Origin of the sequence: Streptomyces sp. RPA4-2 (assembly GCF_012273515.2) — a bacterium.
GTDB classification, from domain to species: domain Bacteria; phylum Actinomycetota; class Actinomycetes; order Streptomycetales; family Streptomycetaceae; genus Streptomyces; species Streptomyces kaempferi.
On record NZ_CP050975.2, the window covers coordinates 768,294 to 792,712 of the forward strand.

Consider the following 24,419-nt stretch of genomic DNA (forward strand, 5'->3'; position numbering starts at 1 on the left):
GGTGGAGCATTTCTGCCCTCCCCGGGATTCCAGTGACTCCATTGAACCCGCCTGACCTGCGTAAAAGGTAGAACGATGCTGCCTGACACTTGCACGATCCTCTCGTGTACGGGAGCGAGGAACGCGGCGTGTGCTGCAATGAGGGCATGTATCTCGAAGAGCTCCGCACCCTGCTGGACCGGCATGTGCGGCCCGACTGGACCACGGCCATCGACGGTGTCCTCATCTCGAAGGTGGAGCGGTCCGACCCGCCGGCACCCTCGATGTCCGGCACGGTGCTGGCGGTCATCGCCCAGGGCGCCAAACGTCTCGCACTGGGCGACCGGATGTTCGAGTACCGAGCTGGGCAGTACCTCGTCGCGTCGGTGGACCTGCCCGTGACCGGCCAGTTCGTCGGAGCCTCCCCGGAGCGTCCGGCACTGGGATTCGGTCTGACGCTGGAACCGTCGGCCGTCGCCGAACTGCTGCTGCAGGCAGGATCCGCGGACTCTCCCCGCACCGGCGGGGGTGCGTTGCCGGGCATCGCCGTCAGCGACGCTTCGGACCGGCTGCTCGACGCGGTGGTCCGGCTGCTGCGTCTGCTCGACGAGCCGCGTGACCGGACGGTGCTCGCTCCGATGGTCAAGCGCGAGATCCTGTGGCGGCTGATCACCGGCGAGCAGGGCGGCATCGTGCGCCAGCTCGGCCTCGCCGACAGCAGCCTCAGCCACGTCGCACGGGCCGTGCGCTGGATCCGCGAACACTATGCGCAGCCGTTCCGGGTCGAGGACGTGGCGCAGCTGTCGGGCATGAGCGTCTCCGCCTTCTACCGCAACTTCCAGGCGGTGACCGCGATGAGCCCCATCCGCTTCCAGAAGCAGATCCGGCTTCAGGAGGCCCGGCTGCTGCTCGCCGTCCATCCCCATGACGTCACGGGGGTCGGCCATCGCGTCGGGTACGACAGCCCGTCACAGTTCAGCCGGGAATACCGCCGCCAGTTCGGGGCGCCTCCCAGCCAGGACGCCGCCCGCCTGCGTCTCACCGCGGGGACCACCGCGGCTGTTCTCCCCTGACCGCCACCGAGGCCCCGTCACGACGCGTCCCGTCCCGTGCCGGCCCGTCCCGGCTTCCCGCGGCGATCGCCGCCCGAATGACTACGCTGTCCGCGTGACGACCGGAGAGGTGCCCCGTTGAGCCAGTACTACGCCATGGGCGGCCGGACGCTGTGGAACCCGTCGAACGGCGCCTCACGGCTGTTCCTGCGCCAAGTCACCCTCTTCGAAGCCGAATTGGGACTGCCGTCGGGTATCGGGCCCATGGAGGCCGACGAGTGCCAGATCGCCCCCGGCGAATTCGAGGCGTTCGTCGACGCGCTGCTGGCGCGGCATCGCCGAACCACTCATGCCGTCATGATCGCCCTGTCCGAAGGGTTCGTCTCCACGGTGCTGGTTCTCGCACGGAGGGCCGACATCGAGGTCGCCTGGAACACGGGCGAGAGCGCCGCAAGCGAGGAACTCACGGACATCCAGGTCCCGGCGACTCCGGCTCCCGACCAGGAGACATGGGCGGCCTCCCTGCACCAGAGGTCGCTCGAGCTCGGCCGCTTCATGGCCCGCTGAGCCACACTCTCCCGCCGACAGGGGCCAGGAAGCACGCCGCCGCACGGGGCCAACACCGCGCACCGCGCGTCCGGTTACGCAAGCGCCGCACCTCACCACGTCCCGACCAGCCCCCCATCACTCCCCCTTCGCTCTCCCGTGACGCCCCAGATGAAGACGGCGGTCACTCCGCCTTGCCGGCCGCGGCGTCGAGAAGAGGGCCGAGTTCCTGGCACACGGTCGTCAGAGCGCGGAGGTCACGTTCGGCTCTGGCCATGAGGATCGCCCCCTCCAGGGCGCTGATCATGAGCGTGGCGAGGGCGTCGGCGCGCCCCTCGGGCACGCCCATGTCCGCCAGGGCCCGGGACACCGCGCCGGTCCAGGTGGTGAAGGCGGCGGACGCGGCCTCCCGTGTGGAGACGGTGGACTCCGCGCAGTCCACCGTGGCGGCGGCCACCGGGCAACCTCCCGCGAAGCCGGCCGTCCGGTACTCCTCGGTCCACTGGCGGACCATCTCGGCGAAGAGAGCGCTGGGCGTGGGCTCGGGCAGCGCGGCGAGGAAGCGGGCGACACGATTGCCCGCGTACCGACCCGCCCAACCGACGGCCTCGTTGACGAGCTGTTCCTTGCCACCGGGGAAGTAGTGCTGGAGCGAACCGCGCGGCGCTCCGGCGTGCGCGGCGACCTCCCGCATGCCCGCGGCGGCAACCCCGTCACGCCGGATGAGCTGGGCCGCGCTGAAGACCATCCGCTCCCGTGGCCCCCGTTCGGACACCGCCATCCCTGACCTCCACCACCGTTCCGTGAACTGTCCGGAGTCCAGCCTATGACCGCCGTCATAGAACCGACTACTATGACCGCTGTCATAATCGCGAAGGGCGACGGCGCGCCGACACGTCTGCCGGTCGACGCCGGCGACGGCTCGGCGTCCTCGGCTTCCTCGGCGTGGAGCGGAAGCGGTGGCGCATGGTGTACGTGGGGTTCGTCGGCCTCGGGGTCATGGGACAGCCCATGGCGCTCAACCTCGCCCGCGCGGGCACCCCCCTCGTCGTCTGGAACCGCACCCGGGCCAGATGCGACCCCCTGCGCTCCGCCGGAGCCGAGGTCGCTTCGAACCCGGGTGAGGTGTTCGACCGGGCGGACTCCGTCATTCTCATGCTGGCCGACGAGAGCGCCGTCGACACCGTCCTCGGGCGGGGGACCCCGGACTTCGCCGCCCGCGTCGCCGGACACACCGTCGTCCACATGGGCACGGTCTCGCCTGAGTACTCCGTCGGCCTGAGGGACGACATCAGGTCCGCGGGCGGAAGGTACGTCGAGGCGCCGGTCTCCGGTTCCCGAGTCCCGGCGGAGCAGGGGCAGTTGGTGGCGATGCTGGCCGGTGACGCCGAGTCGGTGAAGGCCGTGCGCCCGCTGCTCGCCCCCCTGTGCCGTGAGGAGTTCGACTGCGGTCCCGTCCCCTGCGCGTTGCTGATGAAGTTCTCGGTGAACCTGTTCCTGATCACGCTGGTCACCGGTCTGACCGAGGCTTTCCACTTCGCCGACGGGCACGGGCTGGACCAACGCCTGCTCCAGAACGTCCTGGACGCGGGCCCGATGACCAGCGCCGTGTCCCGCGTGAAGGCGCCGAAACTGCTCGCGCGCGACTTCACCGTCCAGGCGGCGACCACGGACGTCCTCAAGAACAACCGCCTGATCGCGGAGGCCGCCCGAAAGGCCGGCCTCGCCTCCCCGCTCCTCGACATCTGCCACGCGCTCTTCGACGAGACGGTGGCCCAGGGCCACGGTGGTGAGGACATGGTGGCCGTACTGCACGCACTGGAGGCGCGGACCGGCAGCGCGCGCCGCCCCGGCTCGCCGGGCGACTGACGCGGACGGGATGCCGCGCCCCGGGCGATGCGCGCGGCACGAACCAGACGCCGGGCAGGGCTCCTTGCCCGGCACGGTCCGCTCGCGGCTACCAGGTCACCGGCAGGGCGCGAAGGCCGTAGACGATGGCGTCCTGGTGGTAGACGAGTTGGTCCGGTGGTGTCGCCAGGCGCAGTCCGGGCAGGCGCCGAAGCAAGGTGGCGAGGATGATCTGAAGCTCGACCCTGGCCAGGGTCTGGCCCAGACACTGGTGGATTCCGTGGCCGAAGGCCACATGGCGCCGCGCGTCCCGGGTGACGTCGAGCTCGGAGGGGCAGGTGCCGCCCTCCGTCGCGAACAGCGACGGGTCGCGGTTGGCGGTGGACAGCATGCAGATCACCCCGTCGCCCGTCGCGACGGTGACCCCGCCGACCTCGACGGAGCGCGTCGCCACACGGCCCAGGCCGAGGTGGATGATGGTGAGGTGGCGCAGGAGTTCCTCGACGGCTCCGCGGACGAGTTCCGGATCGTCGCGCAGGAGCGCCGTCTGCGCGGGGTCGCGCAGCAGCGCGAGTACACTGATGGCCGCCATGTTCGCGGTGCTCTCGTGACCGGTGACCAGCAGCAGGAACCCGAGTGACGCCGTCTCCTGAGGAGTGAGGTCGTCGCGTGCCACCAGCCGGCTGAGAATGTCGTCCGCCGGGTGGCGACGCTTGTGCTCGGCCAACTCCGTCAGATAGTCCATGAGTTGGGCATGCGCCCGTTCGGCCCGCTGGAGGGTCGTGCCGTTGTCGAGCAGGGTGCGGCTGAGCGACTGGAACAGGTCGTGGTCCTCGTAGGGAACTCCCAGCATCAGGCAGATGGCCAGCGACGGGATCGGAAGGGCGAAGTCGGCCACGAGGTCGGCCGAGGTGCGTCCGTCCGTCATTCGGTCCACGGCCCTGTCGACGATGTCCTGGATTCCGGGCCGGAGTTCCTCGATGCGCTTGACCAGGAAGTCCTTGGTGACCATACGGCGCAGCCGAGCGTGTTCGGGGTCGTCCATGCGGATGAAGCTGGGCTTCGCGGTCGCCAGTTCCCGCTGACCCGCCGAGAGGAACGGGAAGCCGGGGTTGCGCGCGTCGGCACTGAAGCGGGGGTCGGCCAGCACGGCGCGTACCTCCTCGTAGCCGGTGACGAGCCAGCACGCGGTGCCGTCCGGCAGTACGGCTCGGGTGACGGCGGCGTCATGGGCGGCGGCCGTGTACGCGGGGGGCGGATCGAACGGACACGTTCCGTAGGAGCCGGGGAGGTTGAGCGAAGGGGCGGGCGCGGTGGCAGTCATGAGCCGGGTCGTCTCCTGGTGGGGGGTCACGTGGCGTCCATGAGGGTGATGGCACCGCTGGGGCACAGGTCCGCGGCCAGGCGCACATCGTGGGCGTACTTCTGATCGGGCTCCGGTACGAGCAGGGTGACGCGTCCGTCCGTGTCGCTCTGCTCGAACACCTCCGGCGCGGCCCCGGCGCACCGCCCCGCGCTGCGGCAGCGCTGCCTGTCCACGCGCACGGTGAGGTGCGGGCGTACCGCCCCGGCGTCGTCGGAGGGGGTGCGCAGGACGCCGAGAGTGGTGGACATGGCCGCGGTCTGGCCGGCCAGGACCAGCAGTTCGATCAGTTGCTCCGGGTCCAGTTCACGCGCAAGCCGCTGCCACAGTCCGTCGGGCAGCGTGGAGTGGGCGGCGAGCAGGTCGCAGGTCTCCAGAAGTGTGCGCTCCTCGTCCGTCCAGGGGTGGGCGTCCGGGGCCGCTGCCGTGGCACGGATCTCCTCCGCCGTCAGTCCGGCCTCCGTCGCCGGCGTGCGGTGGCGCTCGTGGACGAAGGTCCCGCCGAGCCGGTGGGCGGTGCGCAGGACGACCAGCTCGCGTCGGCGGTCACCGAGCGTTCCTTCGTGGGTGAGCACACGCGCGAGGGAGAGCCAGGCGTGGGCGAGGACGGGGTGATGGGCGAGGGTGCCGAAGAGGTTGACCCGCCCGGCACCGTCCTTGTGGGAGTCCGCCAGGAGGGACCGAAGCGACGCGGGCCACTCGGACGGTGGGAGGGGTGCAATGCGGGGAGTGCCGGGCACCCGGACGGATGCGGGTGATGAGGTCATGGGGGTGCCTTTCGGATGCGTACGGAGTCGGATGAGGCAGGGGGTTCCCGGGGGTGACAGCGGCTCACCACCTGCAGACGACGACTCCCGCGCTGGCCCCGCTCGCGAAGCCGAACATGCCCACCAGATCCCCGCGCCGCAGTCGCCCGATCTCCAGGGCGGTGGCCAGCTGGAGCGGGATGGTGTTGGTCGCCACGTTGCCGTGGGCCGGAAAGGTGGCCAGGATCCGTGCCGGGTCCACGCCCACCCAGTCGCAGACGACCCGGGTGAACGGCACCGACGGCTGGTGCACACAGACGAGGTCCAGGTCGTCGCTCTCGACGCCGATCTCCTTCAGCGCTCCGCGTACCTTGTCGGGCAGTCCCTCGAACGAGTCCACCAACTGCTGGGAGTCGATGCGGAGATGGCCGAGCCTTCGGTGCTGCGCGTAGGGGTTGGGCAGCGTCGCCGCGCGCCAGCCCCAGGAGTTGGCGAAGAAGCGCGAACCGACAATGCCGGGCAGGGCGCTCGCCTCCACCAGCAGGGCGGAGCCCATGTCGCCGGTGCTGAGGCTGGGCAGCGCGCTCAGGATGTCCGCCGGGTCGTCGACCTCCCAGCGGCTCTCGCGGGTGCTGACCTCGGCGGTGGTCACCAGCACTCTGCGGTACCGGCCGCCCCGGATGAACGCGTCGGCGACCTCCAGGGCGTTGAGGACGCCGTTGCAGGCGTTCTTGAGGTCGAGCACGGGACACCCGAGGCCCAGCTTGTCGGCGACGACATGGGCCGTGGCGGGCTCCTCCATGTCGGCGAGGATGCCCGCGTAGAGGAGCAGGTCGACATCGGCCGGATCGGTGTCCGTGTCCGCGAGCAGGCGCCGCGCCGCGTGGACGGCCAGGTCGGAGGGCTGGTCGTGGTCGGGGGCCACGGTGCGCTCGGCCAGCCCGTACATGCGCTGGAGCACTCCGCGGGACAGTGTGACGGCGGGGCTGCCCTCGCGGAAGCGGTCCTCCACCGCGGCCACGCTCTGTCGCCCCTCGGGGATGTGGACGGTCGCGTGAACGATGCTGCTGTGAACGGTCATTGATTCAGTCCTCGGTTCGGTCCTCACTGAAGGGCGGCAGGTCAGTCCTCGGTGAGGAGCAGCACGACGTTGTGCCCGCCGAACCCGAAGGACTGGCTCACGGCGGCGCGGACGCGCTGGGTACGCGGCCGTTCCGTCACGCAGTCCAGGTCGAAGGCGAGGTTGTCGGCCGTGAGGTTGGCGATCGGCGGCACGGTGGACCGGTGGATGGTCAGGGCCGTGAGCGCCGCCTCGATCGCGCCGGCGGCGCCGAGGCTGTGCCCGAGCACTCCCTTGGGCGCGGTCACGCTGGGCCGGTGGGGAAGTACCCGGCCGATCAGTTCGGCCTCGGTCAGGTCGTTGAGGGGCGTGGAGGTGCCGTGCGCGTTGACATGATCGACGTCGGCCGCGCGCAGGTCCGCTTCGGCGAGCGCCGCCCGCAGCGCCACCTCGGCGTGAACTCCGCCGGGAGCCGGGGCGGTTGGATGGTGGGCGTCGGAGGAGAGGCCGACCCCCGCGAGCCGCGCGTAGGCGCGCCGGCCTCGGGCCCGCGCGTCCGCCTCCCGTTCCAGTACGAGTACGGCGGCGCCCTCGGCGATCACGAAGCCGTCCCGGTCCGCCGCGAAGGGCCGCGACGCCGCCCCTGGGTCGCCGGTACGGGCCGAGAGCGCGCCCATCCGTTGGAAGCCGGAGGTGATCACGGGAGTGACGGCCGCCTCCGCGCCCCCCGCGACCGCGATGTCGCACAGGCCGGCCAGGAGCAGGTGGCGCGCCGTGGCCAGCGCGCTGGCGCCGGACGCGCACGCCGTCTCCGTCGCCAGGGAGGGCCCATGGGCGCCGAGGTCCAACAGCACCTCTCCCGCTGCCATGTTGGGGATCAGCATGGGTACCAGCGCGGGGGAGACCAGCTCGGGACCGCCTTGGTGATGGCGGAGGGTCTGCTCCTCCAGGTGCGCCGCTCCGGCGAGCCCGGAACCGATCACGACGGCGACGCGGGTACCGTCCCACCGGGCGGGGTCGAGGCCGGCGTCGGCGACCGCCTCGCGCGCGGCGAGCACGGCGAGCCGGCTGAAGTGACCCATGCGCCAGGCCTTGCCGCCGCCGATTCGGGCCTGCTCCGGAGTCATGGCCGGGATGCGGCAGGATAAATCGACAGGGCAGTCCTTGAGTTCGGGGTCCGTCGCCGCGGCGGAACGGCCGCGCAGGATCCCCTCCCAGGTCGGCTCCCGGCCGACACCGGCCGGGGTGATCAACCCCAGGCCGGTGATCGAGACAGCGGACTGACGTGACGTCACGAGGTGCCCCACTGGGCTCGCTTGGCGTTCAGCGCGGCGACAAGTTCACCGACAGTGCTGTGCTTGGCCGCCTCGTCCTCCTCCACGGGGACGCCCAGTTGCTCCTGGAGCGCCAGGGCGAGTTCGGCGAGCGCGAGCGAGTCGAGGTCGAGGCTCTCCAGGGTGGCCTCGGGGCGGATGCTCTCGGGACTGACCTCGAACTTCTCGGTCAGTACGGTGGTGACGGCGGTCCGGACGGGGGACATGGACGGTCCTTTCGACACAACTGACAGCGGTGGCAGGGAAGGTGACGAGGGGAGACGGTGGACGGCGGGCCCCGGGGAGGACCGAGGGTCAGACGGCCGGAGCGGCGGGGACCGCCACCGGCGGGACGACACCGTCGAGTTGTGGCACGGACGGGAGCTCCGGCCACAGCAGCGCGGCCGATCCCCAGGTCAGTCCGGCTCCGAAGGCGGTCAGCAGTACGCGCTGTCCGCTGCGCAGTTCACCCCGGGCCGCGGCGTCGGCCAGGGCCAGTGGAATGGAGGCTGAGCCCGTGTTCCCGACCCGCTCGATGTTGGTGACGTGCCGGTGAGCCGGCACGGGGATGCGGGCTCCGACGGCGGACAGGATGCGGGCGTTGGCCTGATGGGCGCAGAACCGGTCCACGTCCTCGGCCGACCAGCCCGCGTGTTTGAGCACGGTCCGCGCGGACTGTGCCATCCGGGTGACCGCGTGCTGGAACACCTCACGTCCGCGCATACGGAAGTAGCGGTCCTCCGGCCGGTAGTCGTCGGGGCGGGCACGCTCCAGCGCTCCGCCGCCGGGCACCTGGATCAGGGTGTCCTGCGAGCCGTCGCTGCCGAGGTCGAACGCGACGACGCTGCCCGGCTCGCCCTTGCCGCCCCTCCGTAGTACGGCCGCCGCCGCACCGTCCGCGAACACGATTCCGGCGGAACGGTCCTGCGGATCGATCAAGGTCGAGTACACCTCGGCGGCCACCAGGAGGACCCGGTCGGCACACCCGGACGCCAGGACACCGGAGGCCGTCGCGAGACCGTAGACGAATCCGGTGCACGCGGCGGACACGTCCCACGCGGCCGCCCCGCCCAGCCCGAGCCGGGTGGCCAGCCAGGGCGCCATGGCCGGCATGGGCCGGTCGGGAGTGGACGTGGCGACGATGACGGCGTCGACCAGCGGAAGGCCCGCGACGGACAGCGCCTTGCGAGCGGCCTCCAGGGCGAGATGGCCCGTGGCGACACCGGGTGCGACCCAACGCCGCTCACCGATGCCACTGCGTCTGCGCACCCAGGCGTCGTCGACACACCAGCCGACGGGCAGCTCGCCGTTGGCCACCGTACGCGGCGGAACGAATCCGGCGATGCCCTCGAGGACGGCCGTCGTCACCGGGCGACCTCGGTGCGCGGGGCCGACAGTGGGATCGCCAAAAGAGCGTCGGGGCAAGGAAATTGGTGAGTCACACACGCCTCGGTGGGGAGTGATCTTGAACGAGCGGCATGACTGTAGATCGGATCAAGATCACCTCGCCACGCGACGAGATTCGAACGAAAGAACCATTGAAGCCGAATGACCGGAAAAGGCCAGCTCAGCAACGGGACCGCAGAATCGTTACGGCCATTGGGCCAGTCGTGCGCCACCCGAAAGGCGGCAAAAAGGGACGACCGTTCGAGAACGCGCCGCACACATGAACAGCGCGCAAACGCTCCCACCGCGTCCCGTCGGACCCGATCAGCGGCGCCACCCCGCCCCCACCTGCGAGCTCCCGACTCCCGGCACCGGCAGGCACGGCTTACCCACTCCGCCCCCGATCACGGCGTCCCGAACGAAGCACCGGGAGATTCGGGCAGCAATTCCACGTCCGAACGCACTGACGACCGACTGACGTTCGGAAACGTGACCGAACCGGGTGTCGCGCGGTCGGAACTTCGACTCCGGCAGCGGGCTCCGCCACGTTCAACTCCTTGTGCTCCGAGCCCAATTCACAGACTCCTTTGCTTCATCTCTTGACGACTTTGGTTCAGACCTTTAGGTTCCCGATCACCACGGCTCCATGAATGCACCCATCGTTCATGAACGTGAACACTCCCCCACCATCAGCCTCACCTGAAGGGCTGTGATCCCCCCTGATGACCAGCCAACGCCTCACGCGCTCAACCGTGTTGCGCGCCGCGCTCACCACCTCGCTGCTCGCGCTCTCGGCCGGTGCCCTGACCGCGGCACCCGCCTCCGCAGCCACCGGTACGATCACGGGTCTCGCGGGCAAGTGCCTCGACGTGGCCGGGGCGAACTCCGCGAACGGAACGGCCGTACAGCTCTACGACTGCAACGGGACCACCGCCCAGCAGTGGACGGTCGGCTCCGACGGAACGATACGGGCCCTCGGCAAGTGCCTTGACATCACCGGCAACTCGACCGCGGACGGTGCCAGGCTCCAGCTGTGGGACTGCTCGGGCGGCGCGAACCAGAGGTGGACGGTCTCCGCGGCCCGCGACATCGTCAATCCGCAGGCCAACAAGTGCGCCGACGTCACGGGCAACACCTCGGCGAACGGCGCCCCGATACAGATCTGGACCTGTACGGGCAGCGCCAACCAGAAGTGGACCGTGCCCGCCGCGGACGGCGGCGGCACGAATCCCAACGCGCCGATGGCCGTCGCCCCGTACCTCTACAACGGCTGGGGCAGCCCGCCGAACCCCACCACCGTCATGAACGCCACCGGCGTCAAGTGGTTCACGCTGGCCTTCGTGCTCAGCAACGGCTACTGCAACCCGCAGTGGGACGGCGGCCGCGCCCTGACCGGCGGCGTCGACCAGCAGACGGTCAACACCGTACGGGCGGGCGGCGGTGACATCATCCCGTCGTTCGGCGGCTACAGCGGCAACAAGCTGGAGAGTTCCTGCTCGAGTGCCGGGGAGCTGGCGTCCGCGTACCAGAAGGTCATCAACGCCTACGGGCTCAAGGCCATCGACATCGACATCGAGGCCGACGCCTACAGCAACACGACGGTCCAACAGCGCACCGTGGACGCGCTCAAGACCGTCAAGGCCAACAACCCGGGCATCAAGGTGTACGTCACCATCGGAACCGGGCAGAACGGCCCCGACACGGGACTCATCAACCGGGCCGCCTCGTCCGGCCTGACCGTGGACAGCTGGACGATCATGCCGTTCGACTTCGGTGGCGCCGGCCAGAACATGGGCACGCTCACCCTGCGCGCGGCCGAGGGCCTCAAGACGGCACTCAAGAACGCCTACGGCTACAGCGACGACCAGGCGTACCGGGACATGGGCATCTCCTCCATGAACGGGATCACCGACCAGAACGAGACGGTCACCGTCGCCGACTTCCAGACCATCCTCGGCTACGCCCAGCAGCACCACCTGGCGCGGCTGACCTTCTGGTCGGTCAACCGCGACCGCCCCTGCACGAGCGGCGTCGCCGACAGCTGCTCCGGGGTGGGCCAGCAGGACTGGGACTACACACGCGTCCTCGCGAAGTACACCGGCTGACCTTCCCCACCCCCACCAGCGCAGGAGAACCCCGTGTTCCGATCAACAAGACCTTCCGGCCGCCGCCGGATACCGAAAGCGCTCACCGCGGTCGCCCTCGTGGCGACCACCGTCTCGGGCCTGGCGGCCGCCACGCAGAACGAGGCGACCGCCGCGGCCGCCGCCCTGCCCACCGGCTGGGCCACGGTCGTCAACGCGGCCAGCGGCAAGTGCGTCGACGCGCGCGCGGCCGCGACGGCGAACGGCACCGCCGTCCAGCAGTACGCGTGCAACAGCAGCCAGGCCCAGCAGTGGCAGATCGCGGCCACGTCCGGCGGTTACTCCCAGGTCGACAACCGCGCCGACGCCACCAAGGCGTGGGACGTCACCGATGTCTCGACGGCGGACAGCGCGCTGGTGCAGCTGTGGACGTACAGCGGCGGCAACAACCAGCAGTGGCAGGCCGTGGCGGACTCCGGCGGCTCCTACCACTTCGTCAACCGCAACAGCGGCAAGTGCCTGGACGTACCCAGCGCGTCCACCGCGGACAGCGTGCAGCTCCAGCAGTACACGTGCAACGGCACCGCGGCCCAGTCGTTCTTCGTCAATCCCGTCGACGCGACACCGCCGCCCGGGACCCCGGACCTCGGCCCGAACGTCACCGTCTTCGATCCGTCGACGCCCGCGGCCACGATCCAGAGCAGCCTCAACTCGGCTTTCTCGCAACAGGAGACCAACCAGTTCGGCACCGCCCGCAAGGCCTTCCTCTTCAAGCCGGGCACCTACGACGCCAACGCCAACGTCGGCTTCTACACCCAGGTCGCCGGCCTCGGCCTCTCCCCCGACGACGTCAATATCCGCGGCGCGGTGCACGCCGAGGCCGACTGGTTCCAGGGCAACGCCACCCAGAACTTCTGGCGGTCGGCGGAGAACCTGTCGGTGACCCCGACGGGCGGCTCGGACCGCTGGGCGGTGTCGCAGGCCGCTCCGTACCGGCGGATGCATCTGCGCGGAAACCTCGCCCTGGACGACGGCGGTTGGTCCAGCGGCGGCTACATGGCCGACACGAAGATCGACGGCCAGGTCAACTCCGGCTCGCAGCAGCAGTGGCTGTCACGGAACACCGAGTGGGGCAGCTGGACCGGCTCCAACTGGAACATGGTCTTCGTCGGCTCCAAGAACGCCCCCGCCAACAGCTTCCCCAACCCGCCGTACACCACGGTCGCCCAGGCGCCGGTCACCCGTGAGAAGCCCTTCCTCTACGTCGACTCCGCGGGCGCCTGGAAGGTGTTCGTGCCCTCCGTACGCACCAACACCAGCGGCACCACGTGGAGCGCAGGTACCCCGGCGGGCGCGTCGCTGCCCCTCTCCGACTTCTTCATCGTGAAGCCGGGCGCGACGGCCGCCCAGATGAACGACGCGCTCGCCCAGGGCAAGAACCTGCTGGTGACGCCCGGGGTCTATCACCTCGACCAGACGCTGAAGGTGACCCGGCCCGACACCGTCGTCCTCGGCCTCGGCCTGGCCACGCTCATCCCCGACAACGGCATCACGGCGATGACGGTCGCGGACGTGGACGGGATCCAGCTCGCGGGTCTGCTGATCGACGCCGGGACCACCAACTCCGCCCAGCTCGTGGAGATGGGTCCGAGCGGCTCCTCCGCCGACCACAGCGCGGACCCCAGTTCTCTGCACGACGTCTTCTTCCGCATCGGCGGCGCGGGCGTCGGAAAGGCCACCACCAGCCTGACCATCAACAGTGACGACGTCATCGGCGACCACCTGTGGCTGTGGCGCGCCGACCACGGCAGCGGTGTGGGCTGGACCAGCAACACCGCCGACACCGGCCTCGTCGTCAACGGCGACGACGTGACGATGTACGGCCTGTTCGTCGAGCACTACCAGAAGTACCAGACCCTCTGGAACGGCAACGGCGGCCGCACGTACTTCTACCAGAACGAGATGCCGTACGACCCGCCCAACCAGGCCGCCTGGATGAACGGCTCCACCCAGGGCTACGCCGCCTACAAGGTGGCGAACTCGGTGACGAGTCACCAGGTGTACGGATTCGGCAGCTACTGCTACTTCAACGTCAACTCGTCCGTCGCCGCCGAGCACGCCATCGAGGCGCCGAACAACGCGAACGTGAAGTTCAAGGACATGGTGACGGTCTCCCTGGGCGGCACGGGCACCATCCGGCATGTCATCAACGACCGGGGCGGCCCGTCCAACTCCGCCACCAACGTCGCCAACCTCGTCAGCTACCCGTGACCCGCTCAGAGGGGACTGATCAGCCGATGCACACCACCAGATCCGGACCGACACGCGCGGTCCTGCGGGTCCTGCTGCTGCTGGCGACGCTGCTCGCCGTGGCGGCACCGCCCGCCGCGCGGGCGAGCACGACGGCCACCCCGTTCAAGGTGCTGGCGCTCTACAGCGGCACCTGGGACGCGGCGCACATCGACTTCGAGAAGGAAGCGAACGACTGGTTCCCCAAACAGGCCGCGGCCAACGGCTTCACCTACACGGCCAGCACCAACTGGGACCTGCTCGGCAACGGCGGCGTCAACGCCTATCAAGTCGTGCTGTTCCTGGACGACCTGCCGCAGACGTCGGCCCAACGGACCGGTTTCGAGCAGTACATGCGCAATGGCGGCGCATGGATGGGCTTCCATGTCTCGGCCTTCACCACCAGTGCCTCGGACTGGCCCTGGTACCACAACCAGTTCCTCGGCAGCGGGAACTTCCAGTCGAACACCTGGGGCCCGACCACGGCGGTCCTCAAGGTCGAGGACCGTACGCACCCGGCCACCAAGAACCTGCCCGCCACGTTCACCTCGGCGGTCAGCGAGTGGTACAGCTGGTCCAACGACCTGCGGCAGAACCCGGACATCAAGATCCTGGCGTCCGTCGACCCCAGCAGCTTCCCGCTGGGCACGGATCCCAACCAGAGCTGGTACAGCGGCTACTACCCGATTCTGTGGACCAACACCAAGTACAAGATGCTGTACGCGAACTTCGGTCACAACGCGATGGACTACTCGACCAACACCCGTCTGTCGTCGACGTTCGCGAGTGAGACACAGAACCGGTTCGTGCTGGACGGCCTGAAGTGGCTGGGCGGGGCCGACAACACGACCCCGCCGGCGGACTCGATCTCCGAGACCGCCTGGTACTCGCTGACCAACGCCGGGAACGGCACGTGTGTGGACGCACGCGCGGCCGCCACGGCGAACGGGACCGCGATCCAGCAGTACGCCTGCAACGGCACGCAGGCACAGCAGTTCCAGTTCCGCTCGACCGACAGCGGCTACCGGCAGGCAGGCATCCGCGGCAACCCGCAGCAGGTCATCGACGTGACCGGCGTCTCGACCGCCGACAACGCCCCACTACAGCTGTGGAGTTACGGGGGCGGGCAGAACCAGCAATGGCTGCCCGTCAAGGAGAGCACCGGGCGCTACCACTTCAGCGCCCGGCACAGCGGCAAGTGCCTGACGGCGGCGAGCGCCGCGACGAACAGCGTGCAGCTCACCCAGCGCACCTGCGACGGCTCGTCCGCGCAGAGCTTCACCCTCACCGCGCAGCCCTGACCGACCAGTACAAGGGTGCCCCTGTCCCACCGCACGCCGGCGGCGGGACAGGGGCACCGCCGCGTCCGATCCGGTTCCGGCGGACGTGGGCGCACAGGGCCGTCAGTCGGTCGGTGGCGGGTCAGCCGGCCGGCCGGTCCGTGCGTCGGGGCGGGGAGCAGGCGGAATGGACGGCGCCGGCCGGGGCACACGGCCAGGGGAGCCTCGTCGCCCCCATCCCCGTGGCGGCGAGGCTCCACAGCGGGGCGCGGCAGCCCGCGAAGCGTGGTATGCAGCAGCGAAGCCGGACCCGCCTGGCCTCGCTGAACCGCTGGCGCGGTGCCGGTTTGCGTCACCCGCCCAGCGGCCACACGGTGAAGAAAGGTGCGTCGTCCCTACGGGGAAGGCGCGCGCCGGCGATTCGGGAAGAGGGCGATCGTGATGATCAAGGGAAACGCCAGGACGAAACAGATCACGGGCAGGATGCGGGAGACCCTGGGCAAGGCCCTGGGAGACAAATCCATGCAGCGCAAGGGCCGCAACGAACAGTTGCGGGGCAAGGCCCATGAGATGACCGGAAAGGCCGCGGACCGGATTCGCAAGCGGACCAAGCACTGAAAGCGAGTGGCCGGTAAGGCCACCGCTGCGTCCGGCGGGCGTCAGGGCTGTCGTGCGGGACTGCGCACGACACCCCGCCCCGCCGAGGACATGACGCCCCCTGCCTGGAACGGTCGGTCCTGGGAGGATGGAGGATCGAAACCCCGCGACGGAGAGCACAGAGGATGATGACCATCGAGCACCCCGCGGACCGCGGCGGCGACGAACGTGGAAGATTCGAAAGGTTCGCCGAGTCTGCGTCGAAATTCACCAGCTCACCGGTCTTCTTCGTGTTCTGCCTCGCGCTGGTCTCCCTTACCGTCGTGCTCCACATCGTGGGCGTCGAAGTGACCTGGCTGCTCTTCGCCGGCGAATCCATGACGGCCGTGACCCTCATGCTCCTCGCCCTGCTGAAGAACTCGGAACTCCGGGCGGACCGAGCGATCCAGCGCAAGCTGGACGCCATCGCCGCCGCCCTGCTCGAGGCGCAGGAAGGCACCCCCGGAAAGGCGCACGAAGACCTCAGGAACGTCATTCGGCTGGAGGACGAGATCTGAGAGGCGCGCCCGCGCCTCTCAGATCTCGTCCTCGCCCTTCACCAAAAGTGTCGAGCCGCTTGGTGACGCGCCGCGCAGGAGCGCGCCGTCACCAGTAGTGCCGTCGGCCGCCGACCGCGTGTCCGATGCCTCCCAGAATCCACAGAACGACTCCGATGATCACCAGGATGACCCCGATGGTCCATAGAATGCCGATGCCTGCCACGAGGCCGATGACGAGCAGAATAACTCCGAGGATGATCATCTTTTCCTCCGGTCGGGGAAGCTTGACCCCCTAAGCGCCGAGTCCCCGCAAATATTCAGCCGCAAACACGGGGAGAGTACGGTCGGCGGGCCCCCGGACCGCCGGGGCCCGTCATGGCCTGCCCTCGGCCGGGAGCTCCAGGCACAGTTCGTAGCCGCCGTCCGCGGTGGGGCCGGCGGTGACGGTGCCGCCGAGGAGTGCCGCGCGCTGGCGCAGGCCGACCAGTCCGTGGTGCGCGCTCGGGAGCGGGAGCGGGGGGTGGGTCGGTGCGGTGTTGGTCACCGTGGCGCGGACGGCGCCGTCGTGGTGGCGGATGTGAACCGTCGCGGTGGTTCCGGGGGCGTGCTTGCGTGCGTTGGTCAGCGCTTCCTGGACGGTGCGGTAGATGGCCCGCTGCACGGTGGGCGGCAGGTCGTCGGGCACGTCGGTCCGCAGCTCGGTCTCGATACCGCTGTTGTCGACCAGCCGGTGGAGGTCCGCCAGGGACGGCTGCGGTGTCAGCTCCGTGGGCCGTCCCCCGGAGGCACGCAGAACGCTGACCATGTGCCGCAGCTCGTCCAGTGTCTGGACGCTCAGCCGCCGGATCGTGGCGGCCGCCTCCTTCACGTCGGCGTCCTGGGCACCGACCTGGAGCGCTCCGGCCCGCACCGCGATCAGACTGACCTGGTGGGAGACCACGTCGTGCATCTCCCGGGCGAGCTGTGCGCGTTCCTTGGCCAGCACGCTCTGCGCGGTCAGCAGCCGCTTGTGGTCGCGCGCCTCGGAGATCTCGGCGAGCTGCCGCGACAGATCCCGCCGGGCCTGGACGAGCTGGCCGAGGAAGACGGGAGCGGCCGCCGTCGCCGCGGTGTACCCCAGGGTGATCACGGTCGCCGTCTTGGCGAAGTCGTAGCTCAGTGACGGCCAATTGGTCATGTCACAGATCGTGAACACCGTGACACAGACGGCGAGCATGGTGCGGTGACGGGTGAACGAGGCGAGGGTGTACAGCGCGGCCAGCGCGGCGAAGACGGCGTCGGAGACCAGGACCGCGGGCAGCGTGAGCAGAAAGGTGAGCAGCGGCCGGCGACGTCGCAGAAAGAGGGAGAAGGCGGCGACCAGGGCACAGGACAGCCGGAGTGGCTCGTCGATGTGGACCTTGACCCAGACGTCGAGGAGCGACGCGGCGACGAGGGCGGCGTCCAGCAGCGGTGCGCGCAGCCGGCGGAGGTTCATCCCCCCTCCTCGCCCCGCGGCTCCTTGAGAAGGCCGGCCCGTTCGGCGAGCAGGGCGGCCTGGACCCGGCCGTCCACCTCGAGCTTGCCGAGGATCGCACTCACGTGGTCCTTGACCGTGCCGGTGCTGAGGTGCATCCGCGTGCCGATGTCGGCGTTGGACAGTCCCTCGGCGATGAGGACGAGCACGGCCCGTTCGCGGTCGGTCAGCCGGGCGAGGCTGTGGGCGGCGCTTTCCCGGGGGCCGGCGTTCAGGTAGCCGTCCACGACCGTCCGGGTGACCTTGGAGGACAGGACGGTGCCGCCGTCGGCCAGCGTCCGCACCAGGAACGGGAGCTCCTCGGGGTCGGTGTCCTTGAGCAGGAAGCCCGCCGCGCCCGAGCGCAGCGCCGTCGCCACGTATTCGTCCATGTCGAACGTCGTGAGCATGGCCACCACCGGGGGGTGCGGCAGCCGACGGAGGCCGGCGAGGACGGTGAGGCCGTCGACGTCAGGCATCCGGATGTCGAGGAGTACCACGTCAGGGCGTATGTCCTGGGCCGTCTGGAGGGCCTGGCCGCCGGGGACCGCGGCCGCGACCTCGATGTCGTGTGCCGCGTCGAGGATGTGCTGAAAACCCGTACGGATCATGGCCTCGTCGTCGACCACCAATACCCGGATCACAGGTGCTCCACTCGCCGTCGGACCACTGTCCGATTCGTACCATGCCGGGCACGCCCCGCGGCTGTCCGACACCGGATACGGCCAGGCGGCGGGGAGTGCGCCAGCCAGTCGGCGGGGCGGTTCCGGACACCTGCCGGATGTCTGCCGCGAGCGGCGTCTTCGACCCTGGAGCGTATGACGCACGACGTGGCGGAGGCCGTACCGCCCGGGGCGGCGCCCGCAGTGCGGGCATCCGCCTCTCCCTCTCGTACGCCGTCACCGTCCCCTTCGGGCCCCGCGTCGCCATCCCCCTTCGGCCCCTCGTCGACCGGGCGGCCGGACTGGCCCGCTGCCCGGTGGTGCTCGGCATGTTCGCGGTCCACATCGGTCCCGACGCCGATCCCTCGGTGGACGGCCGGAAGCCCCCTGACGCGGCACGGCCTCCCGACGGCACCCGCGGTCGGCGGCGAACTCACACCATCCGGCACCCGAGCCGGGCCAGTTAGGAGGTACGCCGATGTCGGTCCGCCTGACGTTCATGTGCGCGACAGCCGGGGACACCAGCGGGAGCGCGGTCTTCGGTGACGGCCCCCTGAGCGAGCACGGTCTGGGTGAGGCGCGTGCCGTCGGCGCGACGCTCCCTCCGTACTCCTCGGTCGTCCGGGCGCCGTCGGTCCGCTGCGCGCTGACCGCCGACGCGCTCGGCCTGGACGCCACGCCCGAGCCCGCACTGCGCGACTTCGACTACGGCGCCTGGCGTGGCCGCACCGTCCGTGAGGTCGTCGAGGACAACCCCTACGGTTACGCGAGCCGGCTCACGGACCCGGATGCGACACCGCACGGAGGCGAGTCCGTACGACAGCTGTGCCGCCGTGTCGCGCACTGGATGAGCAGCGTGCCGCCGTTCATGGACCAGGCTCTGGTCATCACCGAACCGGCCGTCGTCCGGGCCGCACTCGTCCACGCGCTGTCCGCGCCTGCGACGGCTTTCTGGCACTTCGAGGTGCCACCCCTGTCCACGGTCTCGCTGACCCTGCGCGAGGGCCGCTGGAACGTCCGGCCCGGTCGGCTCATCGCTGAACGAGCCGGCACGAGTCGCACCGTGCCCATGCCGTGTGACGCCCCGCAGGACCGCACGGCCCCTTTGTGGGGCGACGCGGTGAGCGACGAGTGGTACGACCTCGTCGCCCGGGTGACACCCTCCGACCGCACCGGCCGGACCGTGAAACCGAGCAGGCTGCACGGCCTGGAGAACAGGGCCGACGGTGCCGCCCCGGCGGGCCCGGGGCCGGTGGGCCGGGCTCTGGCCGCTCGGGGCCGGGAGCCGCTGACCACGGGTGGCCACCGGGTGTGCGGGCGATGCCGGGTGCGCCTGCACCCGCGTACCGAACCGGAGCGGTGAGGCTCCGGCCCGCTGTCTCAGCCCGGAAACCCGCCCTGGTCCCGTCGGCCCTGTCGTGGCTGCGGACGACCGCGGACGCCGGAGCGGCGACGCGACGGCGCGGGAGGGGCGTCCGCGCTGTTGAAGCCCGGTCCGGAGGGGGCGCTGAAGCCGCCGGGCACCGCTGGTGACGTCGCCGGCTCGGCGTGCGCCGGCGCGGCGGCCGGCACGGGGGCCTCGCGGGTGCGCGGCAGCGCGCGGCCGACGACGCGGGAGAGTGTCATCAGAGGGGCGCACGCGGTGCAGACCTCGAGCAGGGTCCAGACCTGTCCGACCGCGGGGTCGTGACGCAGAACCAGGACCACGCCGCCCGCGCAGTGCGTGTGCGTACCCTCGTGGGCCGCGCACTGTGTCTGGCGGCAGGCGCAGGCGGCGTCGGGATGCACGGTGGCGGCGCGGGCGTGTGCCGCCGCGTGGGCTTCGGCGAAACGGCGAAGTGCCGTCAGGTCGCGGGATCGGGGCGGCATTGCGCACGACGACGAGCACGACACGGAGGCGGTACGGTCGCTGTGGCCGGAGACCCGGATGATCCACGTCCGTCCCGGGCGGCGTGCAGCGGGTGTTTCGGGGTACGCGAGGTCCAAGACCGGCAGTCCTTCGGTATGGGGAGGCGGGGTGCACGTCGGTGCTGGGCACCACGTATACCTGTACCCCGTTCTCGGGCGGGTCATTTACCAGTTGCGCCGTGGTCCTTGGGACGCGACTCCCCGCACGGCACAGCGACTTCTGGCAAAAGCGACTGTGATCATGCCATGGGCGCACGCGGACGTGGAAAGCGCGGCACGGCATGCCGGACGTCCGCGGCGTTCACCGCCCCGGAGGGCCCGCGCGGTTTCGCGGGCCGCCCCGGGGCAACCTCCTTGGCCCTCGGCGTAGATGTCGTGGGGACCCGGTGCGGTGAAGGCGGCCGGGGAGGAACGATGGCCGCCCTCCCGGGCGCCCGCGCCTCAGAGTTCGCGGTCGATACCGGTGTCGATGCCGGTCACGACCGCCGCCCCCAGCATCGCGTCGTCCTCGGCGAGCCCGCTGTCGCGCAGCGCCCCGGACACCAGCCGTACGGCCTCGTGCTCGGCGCTGGAGCGGTCCGCGGCCTCGACCTCGACGCGGGCGGCGAACCTCCCGTCCTCCTCCACCGTGAGCAGGCTCAACTCCTCGTTCTCGCCCAGATCGGTGTTCTTCGGGTCCTGGGGCCGAAGCCTGCGCTCGATGTCGGAGCGGGCGCCGTCGGACATGCCGTGGACGAAGGTGCCGGGGACAGTGATGACGTATGTGGTCACGGGAACTCCTTACGAGAACGACCGGGGCGCCCCCTCGCCCGCCGAATCACCGGCATCATGGGGGTTCCCGAGTTGCATGCGGTGCGTCTTCCCCTCCTCGGGCCGAGAACACCGGTCACCGCACGACCGGCCCCCGTGAGCTCACCCGTCCGGCTTACCGGGACCGCGGGGTCGAGTTGACGAGGCACGCCCGACCCCTCACGTACCCAGGGCCCGTCGTGGCCCGCGGGTGGCGTGCGGCGAAAGACTTCAGCCGGATTCGTGGCCGGATCCCGCCCTCCGTACGACCGGCCCGTCTCAGCTGGGTAGCCATACCGCCGGCACATCGGTGCACGCGGGGTGGGAGGAGCCGACCCGGGTGGCGTGGAGGGGACCAAGGCCCGAGAAGATTCCGTCACGCCGTACGCGGCGGCGACTGGCGATCCGTGCACTGCGCGACCAGGGGCGTTACGGGCCCGGCCTCCGTGAGGTGCTGCCCGCGCTCGTGGTGGTCGTGCTCGTCGTGTGCGGGGTGGTGGCGGGATGCGCCGTGGCCTTCCGCGCCCTGGGTGCCGGCGTACTCGTCGCGGCGCTGGGGCTCCTCGCCGTCGCCACCCCGTTCGCGGTCCGGCATCACCGTCCGCTGGCCCGTCGGCGGCTGGGGCACTACACACCCGAGGAACTCGCGGAACTGGACACGGAGGGGCTCGCCCTGGCCGTGTCCCGGATGCTGCGCCGGGACGGCTGGTTCGTACTCCCGCCGTCCAGGGTGCGGGACCGGCCGCACGTGCGCGCGCGCAACGGTCAGGGACACCGCATCGAGGTGGCGTTCCGTCCGGTGGCCGAGCCCCTGCCCGACGAGGACGCACCCGCGCGGTCCGGGCGCCGGGCGAGCGTTCCCCTGCGACTCGTGGTGCACCGCGGGACCTTCAGCCACCGTGACGTCCAATGGGCGCGACGGCAGGGCGACATCCACCTCATCGACGGCCCGCGCCTCAGGAGCTGGGCGCACGGCACACCTCTGCACCGGCTGACCGATGCCTCCTGAGCGGCCGCTGCCTCCCGAGACCGCGCGGCGGGCCGAGCCGGCCGATACCCCGCGTGCCACGACATGTCCCTTCCGTACCGCCGACCCCGCCGACCGGTGTCCCGTCGAGGACACCGCCGTCATCCCCGCGACCGACCATCCCCCGCACCGGGAAGCCACCGATCACATGTGCCTCACTCGAAGCTCGCACCCCGCCCGTCACAGCCATGACAGCAGTAACACAGGAGGTCAGAGGCCCGGACAGGGCCCGACCAGGCACTTGAGGAAAAACCCTTTGCACTGCCCGGCCCGCCGAATAGCGTGCGAGGACCCGAGCAACTCCCCCACCTCTTCGCGCGGTCCATGTCCGTCGGTCCCGAACCCGCCAGGAGACCCGGAATGTCCTACGACAGCTCCGCTTCGAACTCCGCCCGACCGCACCACGGACAGCACTCCTCCCCCGCCCGCGACCCCGCGCCCCCGGCTCCCTCCGGGGAACCGTTACACGGCGGCACCCCGCCTCGCCCCTGGACCGGACACCACCGCGACCTACGTATCCTCCGCCGCGCCTACCGCCGACAGCGATGGCTCACCACACTGGCGGCGCTCGGTTACTTCTCCCTCTTCCTCGCTCTCTCCGTCGGCCGCCCCGACATCATGGCGCGGCCCGTGACGGGCGGTCTGCCGACGGGCCTGGTCCTCGCCCTCGCCCAACTCCCCGTCACCTGGCTCGCCGTGGCGCTGTACGAGCGCACGGCCCGCCGCTACGTCGACCCGCTGGCGCGCCGGGTGAACCGGCAGGCGCCCTGGGCCGGCGGCGACCAGGAGAGCGAGCGATGACGGACTTCAGCGACTCCGCACGGTCCTGGTCCCTCGTCGCCTTCTGCATCGCCGTCTCCGTGACCCTCCTGCTGTGCGTACTGACCGGTCCCGACAGCGACGACCTCGAGGAGTTCTACACCGGTTACCGTTCGCTGTCCCCCGTCCGCAACGGCCTCGCCATCGCCGGCGACTACATCTCGGCCGCGACCGTGTTCACCATCGGCGGGGTCATCGCACTCTGCGGATACGACGGGGTCGTCCTGGCCCTCAGCACCCTGCTCTCCCTCCTGTTGTTGATGTTCCTGCTGGCCGAACCCCTGCGGAACACGGGCAAGTTCACCATGGGTGACGCCCTCGCCCGGCGGATGCCCGGGCGTGCGGTGCGCATCACGGCGTGCGCGGTCACCATCGTGGCGCTGGTACCGATGATGCTCGTCCAACTCGCCAGCACCGGACAGCTCCTGGCCTTCATCCTCGGCTTCTCCGACAGCGCCATGAAGACCGGCTGCATCGTCGGGGTCGGCGCGCTGATGATCACCTACGCGGCCATCGGCGGGATGCGGGGCACCGCGCTGATCCAGACCCTGAAGATGGTCGTGCTGCTCGGCTCCGGAGTGACCGTCGCGGTACTGATCCTGCGGACCTTTCACTGGAACCCGGGGACCCTGTTCGGCGCGGCCGCCGACCACAGTGGTGCGCGGGACCAGTTCCTGCACGGCGGGCTGGAGTTCGCCGGCGGTCCGCATCCGCACCTCGACATGCTCAGCACCCAGTTGGCCATCGTGCTTGGCGGTGCCTGCCTCCCTCATGTGACCATGCGCATGTACACCGCGAAGAGCGCACGTCAGGTGCGGCGTTCGATGTCGTGGGCGGTGTCGTCGGTGGCCCTGTTCGTCGCGGTGGCCACGGTCATCGGTATCGGCGCGACGGCGCTGATCGGCCGGGCGGGCATCGCGAAAGCCGACCCGTGGGGTCACACCGCGTACCTGCTCAGCTCCCGGGCTGCGTTCGGTGCGGACATGTCGCGGGCGGAGACCCTCGTGTTCACCACGGTCACCACGGCGATCTTCCTGACGCTGCTCGCCTCGGTGGCCGGTATGACACTGGCCTGCGCCAACTCCCTCGCCCACGACGTGTTCGCCACCCGGGGCTCCGGCATGGCGCCGCACCACGAGACGATGCTGGCCCGCGTCTCCGCCGTGGTCGTGGGGGCTCCGATCGTCGTACTCGCCGCCCTGGTCCAGCACCGCAGCCTCCAGCCGCTCGCGACCCTCTCCTTCTGTCTGGGAGCCTCGGCGATCGCCCCGGCACTGATCTACAGCCTCTTCTGGCGCAACTTCACGCGCGCCGGCCTGTTGAGCACGCTCATCGGCGGCACCCTCTCGGTGCTTCTGCTGATGCCGGGCACCAGACTCGTGTCCGGCTCACCGACGTCCGCGTTTCCCCACGCGGACTTCAACTGGTTCCCGTTCACCACCACGGGGCTGGTCTCCGTCCCCCTGGGATTCGCCTTCGGATGGCTCGGCAGCGTGCTCTCCGGACGCCGCAGAGCCGCCCGCGAACGCCGTCGTTACGAGGCCATCGAAAGTCTGATCCTGGCGGGGCCGAGACCGAAACGGTGACGGGCGGGGGCTCTCGCGGACCCGCCGGTCCGACGGAGCGCCGCCCGCGTA

At 70.5% G+C, this 24,419-nt stretch carries 25 protein-coding genes; 13 read left to right on the forward strand and 12 right to left on the reverse strand.

Annotation, left to right across the window (positions count from 1 at the left end):
- The first annotated feature begins 146 nt into the window (after positions 1 to 146).
- Both HEP85_RS02925 and HEP85_RS02930 read left to right on the forward strand, forming a co-directional pair.
- Positions 147 to 1,052, forward strand: coding sequence for an AraC family transcriptional regulator (locus HEP85_RS02925; protein WP_168525928.1), 906 nt, complete (start codon positions 147 to 149; stop codon positions 1,050 to 1,052).
- Positions 1,053 to 1,169: 117 nt separating this feature from the next.
- Entirely contained in the window at positions 1,170 to 1,598 is a 429-nt protein-coding gene (locus tag HEP85_RS02930; RefSeq protein ID WP_168525930.1) for a DUF6086 family protein, read from the forward strand.
- Positions 1,599 to 1,761: 163 nt separating this feature from the next.
- On the opposite strand, the gene HEP85_RS02935 is transcribed toward HEP85_RS02930, so the two are convergent.
- A complete protein-coding gene (locus tag HEP85_RS02935) occupies positions 1,762 to 2,358 on the reverse strand; it encodes a TetR/AcrR family transcriptional regulator (protein ID WP_168525932.1) in 597 nt (198 codons plus the stop codon).
- Positions 2,359 to 2,546: 188 nt separating this feature from the next.
- On the opposite strand from HEP85_RS02935, the gene HEP85_RS02940 reads away from it, so the two are divergent.
- Positions 2,547 to 3,446: an NAD(P)-dependent oxidoreductase gene (locus tag HEP85_RS02940; RefSeq protein WP_168533251.1), complete on the forward strand. Its 900-nt coding sequence runs from the start codon at positions 2,547 to 2,549 to the stop codon at positions 3,444 to 3,446.
- Positions 3,447 to 3,534: 88 nt separating this feature from the next.
- Here HEP85_RS02940 and HEP85_RS02945 read toward each other — a convergent pair whose 3' ends face one another.
- The 6 genes from HEP85_RS02945 to HEP85_RS02970 all read right to left on the reverse strand — a co-directional run bounded on the left by HEP85_RS02945 (position 3,535) and on the right by HEP85_RS02970 (position 9,275).
- A complete protein-coding gene (locus HEP85_RS02945; protein WP_168525934.1) occupies positions 3,535 to 4,749 on the reverse strand; it encodes a cytochrome P450 in 1,215 nt (404 codons plus the stop codon).
- Between the two features lie 26 nt (positions 4,750 to 4,775).
- Positions 4,776 to 5,555: a ferredoxin gene (locus HEP85_RS02950; RefSeq protein ID WP_168525936.1), complete on the reverse strand. Its 780-nt coding sequence runs from the start codon at positions 5,553 to 5,555 to the stop codon at positions 4,776 to 4,778.
- A 64-nt stretch (positions 5,556 to 5,619) separates the two neighbouring features.
- The gene (locus HEP85_RS02955; RefSeq protein ID WP_168525938.1) at positions 5,620 to 6,615 is read right to left on the reverse strand and encodes a 3-oxoacyl-ACP synthase III family protein; all 996 of its coding nucleotides are present in this window, start codon (positions 6,613 to 6,615) and stop codon (positions 5,620 to 5,622) included.
- Positions 6,616 to 6,656: 41 nt separating this feature from the next.
- Positions 6,657 to 7,889: a beta-ketoacyl-[acyl-carrier-protein] synthase family protein gene (locus HEP85_RS02960; RefSeq protein WP_365221422.1), complete on the reverse strand. Its 1,233-nt coding sequence runs from the start codon at positions 7,887 to 7,889 to the stop codon at positions 6,657 to 6,659.
- Positions 7,886 to 8,134, reverse strand: coding sequence for an acyl carrier protein (locus HEP85_RS02965; RefSeq protein ID WP_168525940.1), 249 nt, complete (start codon positions 8,132 to 8,134; stop codon positions 7,886 to 7,888). The genes HEP85_RS02960 and HEP85_RS02965 overlap by 4 nt, the downstream gene beginning before the upstream one ends.
- Before the next feature lie 88 nt (positions 8,135 to 8,222).
- Positions 8,223 to 9,275 carry a beta-ketoacyl-ACP synthase III gene (locus HEP85_RS02970; RefSeq protein ID WP_168525942.1) on the reverse strand — a complete coding sequence of 351 codons (1,053 nt, stop codon included), beginning with the start codon at positions 9,273 to 9,275 and terminating at the stop codon, positions 8,223 to 8,225.
- 740 nt (positions 9,276 to 10,015) lie between these two features.
- Between HEP85_RS02970 and HEP85_RS02975 the strand changes: the two genes are divergently transcribed.
- The 5 genes from HEP85_RS02975 (at position 10,016) to HEP85_RS02995 (ending at position 16,100) form a co-directional block, all read left to right on the forward strand.
- Positions 10,016 to 11,398, forward strand: coding sequence for a lectin (locus tag HEP85_RS02975; RefSeq protein ID WP_168525944.1), 1,383 nt, complete (start codon positions 10,016 to 10,018; stop codon positions 11,396 to 11,398).
- A 33-nt stretch (positions 11,399 to 11,431) separates the two neighbouring features.
- On the forward strand, positions 11,432 to 13,648 hold the full coding sequence (locus HEP85_RS02980; RefSeq protein WP_168525946.1) for an RICIN domain-containing protein: 2,217 nt from the start codon (positions 11,432 to 11,434) through the stop codon (positions 13,646 to 13,648).
- Between the two features lie 26 nt (positions 13,649 to 13,674).
- On the forward strand, positions 13,675 to 14,967 hold the full coding sequence (locus HEP85_RS02985; RefSeq protein ID WP_168525948.1) for an RICIN domain-containing protein: 1,293 nt from the start codon (positions 13,675 to 13,677) through the stop codon (positions 14,965 to 14,967).
- 420 nt (positions 14,968 to 15,387) lie between these two features.
- Complete coding sequence (locus HEP85_RS02990; RefSeq protein ID WP_168533253.1) at positions 15,388 to 15,564, forward strand: CsbD family protein; 177 nt, start codon at positions 15,388 to 15,390, stop codon at positions 15,562 to 15,564.
- A 164-nt stretch (positions 15,565 to 15,728) separates the two neighbouring features.
- On the forward strand, positions 15,729 to 16,100 hold the full coding sequence (locus HEP85_RS02995; RefSeq protein ID WP_329525352.1) for a low affinity iron permease family protein: 372 nt from the start codon (positions 15,729 to 15,731) through the stop codon (positions 16,098 to 16,100).
- Between the two features lie 88 nt (positions 16,101 to 16,188).
- Here HEP85_RS02995 and HEP85_RS03000 read toward each other — a convergent pair whose 3' ends face one another.
- The 3 genes from HEP85_RS03000 to HEP85_RS03010 all read right to left on the reverse strand — a co-directional run bounded on the left by HEP85_RS03000 (position 16,189) and on the right by HEP85_RS03010 (position 18,221).
- Positions 16,189 to 16,344, reverse strand: coding sequence for a DUF6131 family protein (locus tag HEP85_RS03000; RefSeq protein ID WP_168525950.1), 156 nt, complete (start codon positions 16,342 to 16,344; stop codon positions 16,189 to 16,191).
- A gap of 111 nt (positions 16,345 to 16,455) precedes the next feature.
- Entirely contained in the window at positions 16,456 to 17,559 is a 1,104-nt protein-coding gene (locus HEP85_RS03005; RefSeq protein ID WP_168525952.1) for a sensor histidine kinase, read from the reverse strand.
- Entirely contained in the window at positions 17,556 to 18,221 is a 666-nt protein-coding gene (locus tag HEP85_RS03010) for a response regulator transcription factor (RefSeq protein WP_168525954.1), read from the reverse strand. Before HEP85_RS03010 ends, HEP85_RS03005 begins: the two co-directional genes overlap by 4 nt.
- A gap of 137 nt (positions 18,222 to 18,358) precedes the next feature.
- On the opposite strand from HEP85_RS03010, the gene HEP85_RS03015 reads away from it, so the two are divergent.
- Positions 18,359 to 18,706: a hypothetical protein gene (locus HEP85_RS03015; RefSeq protein WP_168525956.1), complete on the forward strand. Its 348-nt coding sequence runs from the start codon at positions 18,359 to 18,361 to the stop codon at positions 18,704 to 18,706.
- Between the two features lie 11 nt (positions 18,707 to 18,717).
- The gene (locus HEP85_RS03020) at positions 18,718 to 19,602 is read left to right on the forward strand and encodes a histidine phosphatase family protein (RefSeq protein ID WP_168525958.1); all 885 of its coding nucleotides are present in this window, start codon (positions 18,718 to 18,720) and stop codon (positions 19,600 to 19,602) included.
- A 17-nt stretch (positions 19,603 to 19,619) separates the two neighbouring features.
- Here HEP85_RS03020 and HEP85_RS03025 read toward each other — a convergent pair whose 3' ends face one another.
- Both HEP85_RS03025 and HEP85_RS03030 read right to left on the reverse strand, forming a co-directional pair.
- Positions 19,620 to 20,108: a hypothetical protein gene (locus HEP85_RS03025; protein WP_329284877.1), complete on the reverse strand. Its 489-nt coding sequence runs from the start codon at positions 20,106 to 20,108 to the stop codon at positions 19,620 to 19,622.
- A 480-nt stretch (positions 20,109 to 20,588) separates the two neighbouring features.
- Entirely contained in the window at positions 20,589 to 20,918 is a 330-nt protein-coding gene (locus HEP85_RS03030) for a hypothetical protein (RefSeq protein ID WP_168525960.1), read from the reverse strand.
- 358 nt (positions 20,919 to 21,276) lie between these two features.
- Here HEP85_RS03030 and HEP85_RS03035 point away from each other — a divergent pair, with 358 nt between their 5' ends.
- The 3 genes from HEP85_RS03035 (at position 21,277) to HEP85_RS03045 (ending at position 24,368) form a co-directional block, all read left to right on the forward strand.
- Entirely contained in the window at positions 21,277 to 21,945 is a 669-nt protein-coding gene (locus tag HEP85_RS03035) for a hypothetical protein (protein ID WP_248001808.1), read from the forward strand.
- Between the two features lie 378 nt (positions 21,946 to 22,323).
- The gene (locus tag HEP85_RS03040; RefSeq protein ID WP_168525962.1) at positions 22,324 to 22,764 is read left to right on the forward strand and encodes a DUF485 domain-containing protein; all 441 of its coding nucleotides are present in this window, start codon (positions 22,324 to 22,326) and stop codon (positions 22,762 to 22,764) included.
- Complete coding sequence (locus tag HEP85_RS03045) at positions 22,761 to 24,368, forward strand: cation acetate symporter (RefSeq protein ID WP_168525964.1); 1,608 nt, start codon at positions 22,761 to 22,763, stop codon at positions 24,366 to 24,368. Before HEP85_RS03040 ends, HEP85_RS03045 begins: the two co-directional genes overlap by 4 nt.
- Positions 24,369 to 24,419 lie beyond the last annotated feature (51 nt).